Origin of the sequence: Burkholderia sp. BCC1047, assembly GCF_902833155.1 — a bacterium.
Taxonomy (GTDB): domain Bacteria; phylum Pseudomonadota; class Gammaproteobacteria; order Burkholderiales; family Burkholderiaceae; genus Burkholderia; species Burkholderia sola.
Map to the genome: position 1 here is coordinate 1 of NZ_CADFEH010000074.1, position 5,016 is coordinate 5,016.

The 5,016-nt window shown below is 60.3% G+C and carries 3 protein-coding genes; 1 reads left to right on the forward strand and 2 read right to left on the reverse strand.

The window, feature by feature from the left end; all coding sequences use genetic code 11:
* Positions 1-45 precede the first annotated feature (45 nt).
* Together HWX55_RS35810 and HWX55_RS35815 are read right to left on the reverse strand one after the other, a co-directional pair.
* Positions 46-2,310: a filamentous hemagglutinin N-terminal domain-containing protein gene (locus HWX55_RS35810; RefSeq protein WP_244140710.1), complete on the reverse strand. Its 2,265-nt coding sequence runs from the start codon at positions 2,308-2,310 to the stop codon at positions 46-48.
* A 37-nt stretch (positions 2,311-2,347) separates the two neighbouring features.
* Positions 2,348-4,093 carry a ShlB/FhaC/HecB family hemolysin secretion/activation protein gene (locus tag HWX55_RS35815; protein WP_175979091.1) on the reverse strand — a complete coding sequence of 582 codons (1,746 nt, stop codon included), beginning with the start codon at positions 4,091-4,093 and terminating at the stop codon, positions 2,348-2,350.
* 268 nt (positions 4,094-4,361) lie between these two features.
* On the opposite strand from HWX55_RS35815, the gene HWX55_RS35820 reads away from it, so the two are divergent.
* A complete protein-coding gene (locus HWX55_RS35820) occupies positions 4,362-4,760 on the forward strand; it encodes a hypothetical protein (protein ID WP_175979092.1) in 399 nt (132 codons plus the stop codon).
* Positions 4,761-5,016 lie beyond the last annotated feature (256 nt).

Here is a 5,016-nt window from a genome sequence, read left to right on the forward strand (position 1 = left end):
TCCGTTCCCCTGCCCGTTGCCGAGCAGGTCAGTGTTCTACGTGGGTCAATATTCGATGCAAATTACTGCGTAGGGTGGGTCAGGATTCCGTGCAAATCTACAGGCGGGTTTCGTTCCACCCGGCCCCCCTGCATCCGGAACAGCCCGGAACGTGCCCGCTTGACGCGAGCAGCTACCGTCGGTACAGACGAGATCGACGGCACTACCGTAGGTGAACGTCGCGGTTTGACCCGAGTTCCAACCCCACGCGTAGTTGAAATCGCCGCCGTTGGTCTTGATCTTGCTGCTGACCACCAGGTTGCCGCCACCCGCGTGATCCGAATCGGCATGGATGTAGATGTAGCCGCAATACGTCGTCAGATCGCCGGAAATGGCGAGACCGTCCGCGCCCAGAAGCGTGATCGTGCCTGCGCCCGGCGTAGTACCGTTCACGCCGGCCCAATTGCTGTTGCCATACGCGCTCGCGGAAGTGGATTTGCCGTTTGCGTCACGTCCGCCCAATGCCACGAGGTTGAAAACGCCCTGATTGGTGTCGGGATTGTTGCCCGTGTTGTTGCCGATATGACCGGTGGGATTCCCGCTTCCAAGGTACTGCCCGGCCTCCATATAAATCGAGCCGGCCCCAGACACTTCGAGCGTATTGTTCTTGTTGTCGAACGTGATGAAGCTATTGTTCGCGCCCGTGACGGCATTGAAACTCACGCCATCCTGAAGCTTGAGCTTGCCGTCGCCCGTCGTGTAGCCCGCAGCCGTGCTCGTGGCCCCGTGCGCAACTTGCGTCAACGCATTGCCGTTCGCATCCTTCGTCAGATCATTGAAGTGAATCAACGTATTGGCGTAAAGGCTGACATTGGCCTCTTGCGCTTCCAGCGTGCTCTCGTAGATATTCAGAACACCGGTGGTGTTCGTCTTGGCCCAGTCAGAAGGATTGGTGCTCGCACTTGCCGGCGCTTCACCGCCCCAGATCTGGATCGTGTCCGGGTCGAGCAGCAGCGTACCCGCCGCGCCGAGCGTGGACAGACCGTGCGTCACGCCCGTATAGCTCAAGCCCTTCTTGCCCGAGACTTCAGCGAAACCGCCGTCCCCCCCGTTCCTGCCGCCGCGGATGAAAATTTCGCCCGAGAACGCATTGGTGCCGTCCGACCAGACCGCGACCGTACCGCCATTGCCCTTTTGCGTCGCATCCGCCGACAGGACGACGTTCCTGCCCGTCGCGACCGTCGTCGCATTGTTGACAGTCGCGTCTTCGCCACGAAGACCGCCACCGATCTTGATCGTACCGCCACCCAATGCACCGTCCGCCTTGATCGCCGCATTGTCGATCGCGATGTTCTTTCCTTCGATCACGACGTTACCGCCCGCGCCGTCAGCCGACGACACATTCAGTGTTCCTGCCACGGTCGTATTGCCGTTTACCGCGTCGTTGTCCAGAACGATGCGGCCGTTCTTCGATTGCAGCGAACGCGCTTCGATCACGCCCGTGTTGTTGACTACGCTGCTGATTGCTGCGTCGGCAGCACGCGCGGTCAGGACCACCGCGGAGCCGTCAGCCGAAATCTGACCTTCGTTGCTCACCAGCGCGTCGAGCGCGCCCTTCGTGACTTGAACGCTGATCAGACCGTCGCCGTTGAAGTCCAGATCGACATCCTGCCCGGCTGCGAGTGCAACGCCCTTCGCGTTGATGGTGCCTTGGTTCGTGACTTTCCGACCGATCAGGGCGACGACACCCTGGCTGTTGATCTTCCCTTGGTTGACGATGTTCCCCATTGCGCCGGCGAACTTCGTCTTGCCCGCGAGGAAGTCGCTGTCGCTGATGTTCGCGCTCGAAGCAACGAGGCCTGCGACGTTGATGGTCGCGCCCTTGCCGATGACCACGCCACCGGGGTTGATCAGCCATACCTGGCCGTTCGCGTTCATGCTGCCGAGAATCTGGCTGGCACCATTGCCGCCGACGACACGGTTCAGCGAAACGGCCGCGCTGTTCGGTTGTGCGAACGTGACGGCGTTGCCTTGCCCAATGTCAAAGCCGTTCCAGTTCGTGACCATCTTCCCGGAATTCTGGATGATGGTCATGGACGAACCGTTCTGCGTGATCGAGCCCTGGCCCGCCACGATTTGACCGCCAGTCGGAAGCGGCGGCGCTGCGTACGCTGCGTCCGCCACGGCAGCAACACCGAGGGCCACGACCAGGGCCGCGCTACGTGCGCTGCGTTTGCCGCGAGCGTTCGTGTTCTCGGCTACGGCGATGAATGCACCGATCGCGGCATTCCAGACCAACCGATAGACGTGATTCATTGATGCCTTTTTCATTTGTAGTCCTTTTAAAATCGATCAGAAGGCCGTTCGGTCAGAACGCCATGCCGAGTTGAAGCCACGCGCGCCAGCTGGTATTCAGGCCATCGGCGTTGTTGCCCGCCAGCGACGCACCATCATTGCGGCCGATCGTCCGTGCGACAGCCGCGTGCGCGTTCCAACGACCGCTCCACACGTTCACGCCCAGACCTGCCGACGTCAACGTCACCTTGTTCGTGTGGCCTTCGTTGATTTCCGAACCGGCGTAAGTCGTGTGGTGCAAACGAATCTGGCCGACGTCCACGAAGCCAAGCGCTTGAACCTTGACGGACGGAACGCCGATATTCACGAAACGGCGCAGCTCGACCGTCCCCATCCAGCCTTCGTCGCCCGAACCTTCACCGACCGGATAACCCCGCACGCCGGTCGGGCCGCCGAGCAGGAACTTTTCCGAACTGTCGAGGTTCGTGTTCGACAATTGACCGGCCCAACCGCCATACACGCTCCAGTTCGGGTCGAGGGTCTGCAGACGGCTGAGGTTCGCCGCCAGTTTCGTGAACGTGCCGTGCGTGCGCGCCGTCATCGAATCCGCCAGTTGATCGACCGGGTTGCCCGACAGATCGACGTGACCAAACGTCACCGCGGCCCGGCCTTCGGTGACGCCACCTTCCAGCAGACCGTCGTAACGGTTGCCCGACAGCGAGAACGTCAGGTTGTCGAGCTTGCGCTTGCTCAGGCTCACGTCCAGCGCGCTGTCCTTCAGATACTTGTGGTCGTACATCACGGTCGCATTGAGGTTCTGCGTGCGCGTACGAATGATCGGGTAATTCAAACCAACCGAGCCGGTCACGGCCGAACCGCGCAGGTCGAGCGCCGAGTAAGCGTCTTGAACCACGCGGTAGTGCAGATACGAGCCTCCGAGCAACAGCGTCAGGCCGGTGGGCGTCAGCGGCAGGCTGTAGCCGAGGTTGGCGACTTCCGTGCCTTGACTCTTGCTCAGACCGAGCGTGACTTGATCGCCCATCCCGAGTGGATCATTCACGAAGATTGTCGCCGTGCCGCGCTCGATGCCCGTGCTGCGGCTGCCATAGTTGTCGATCGACAATTGGCCGTTGACGATCGGGGTCGGCGTCGTTTCAACGAGAAGCTTGCTGGTGCCCGGTTGAGCGCCCTTTTGCAGGACGGCCTTCGCGCTGACGCCCGGACGGTCGTTGATGAGCAGAAGTGCGCGTTCGAGGTCTTCCTTCTTCAGCGGGCGATCGGTCGGAAGCGCGGCGTTCGCGATTGCCACGATACGTTCGTTGCTGCTGCGCGTATTGCCCTTGATGGTGACGCGGTCCTTGCCGGATTCCAGACGGCCTTCCACGATCGTGATGACGAGATTGCCCGCCGTCAGGTCTTGCGGTGCAAGGTAGGCGTAAGCGAGTGCGTAGCCTCGACCGCGCAGATATTGGGTGATCGTATCTGCGATTTTTTGCAAGCCCGCGTGGGTCAGTTTCTTGCCCACCATCGACGCGGTAACAGACTGCAGGTCTTCTGCATCCGCCACACGCTTGTCACCGTCGAAGGTAATGGACTTCAGCGTCACCGTGGGGCCGGCTTCCGGCTCGCCCGCGCCCGGTGGGGCTTCGGACGGAACGACTTCTTCCGGGGTCGTAGCTTGCGGTGCGCGCGGTTGCGGGGCGATTTTCTGCTCGTTCAGGAGCGAACCTGCATTCGGCAAGGATTGCGCGTATGCAGGAGCGGCGAGGATCAGGATCGCCAGATATATAGGACTATGAAGTTTTCTTCTGAGGGTCATGGGTAGGTGATGGCCGTTGGTTGAGGCTTGAAAATTGCCTCTTGTTGGATGAATTGTTCTAAGCCCGCGTGGGGTGTGAGTGATCCGCCGTTCGCGAGCGGCGTTGACGGCGACTGCGCCGCCAAACGGCTCACGATTCAGATCGGCTTCACTGCCGGCACTCGCTTCCGTATCCGGAAGTGGCCGGCGCGCATCCCGTGCATGACCCGTCGTCACGCGCCACCGCCACCTGGACGTCTTCCGGCATGCCTGCTATCTCGAAGCGCACATGCCGCGCGTAAGGCTGCCCGATGGCCGCGTCGCGCTCATCGAGTCCGGTTGGGCCGGCAAGCTCAGCGGCTTCACGCTGCTCGAGGCGATGGTCGTCATGTTCGCCCGGCAGATACATTTGCCGCGACGGCCCGCGCCGTCGGCGAGTCGTGCCCCCGAATGCACGACGGTTTGCTACGCCAGCACGTGTGGTCCTCACGGCGTGGCGAGCTGGATATGCGCAAGAATGCTTATTCTTCATTTGAATATTATTTCCACTTTGCGTGAATTTAATTTGATTCCAACCTCTGTGCATCGCCTCGCCAATGGCACCCCGGCCTGCGCGCAAATTATGAATTGCGTCTCAAAAAATTCTAAAAGAATTTTCTTAAAAGATTGTCAAATACCGGATGTCTAAATATGAAGTCGAGTTTCGACCTGCCCCTCCGTTTCGCTTATAAAAAGCAAACGTTTTACCGGAGAGAATGCGGTCTGCGGCTATGCCTCGCCCCTGTCGACGCATGCCACACGGCTTCAGTTTGGTGCGGCACCGCTAGATGTGAAGCTTCAATAGGTTGTATCGATGGTTCATCCGGACTGAGTCTGGGAGACTGGAAGTCGCCAAACACCCAACCTTCCAGGAACCCAGCCGGATGAACACCCATAAGAATGCC

Bases quoted from the DNA above. Each gene is read 5' to 3' on its own strand.
- HWX55_RS35810 (WP_244140710.1), bottom strand. From the start codon at position 2,310: ATGAAAAAGGCATCAATGAATCACGTCTATCGGTTGGTCTGGAATGCC.
- HWX55_RS35815 (WP_175979091.1), bottom strand. From the start codon at position 4,093: ATGACCCTCAGAAGAAAACTTCATAGTCCTATATATCTGGCGATCCTG.
- HWX55_RS35820 (WP_175979092.1), top strand. From the start codon at position 4,362: ATGCCGCGCGTAAGGCTGCCCGATGGCCGCGTCGCGCTCATCGAGTCC.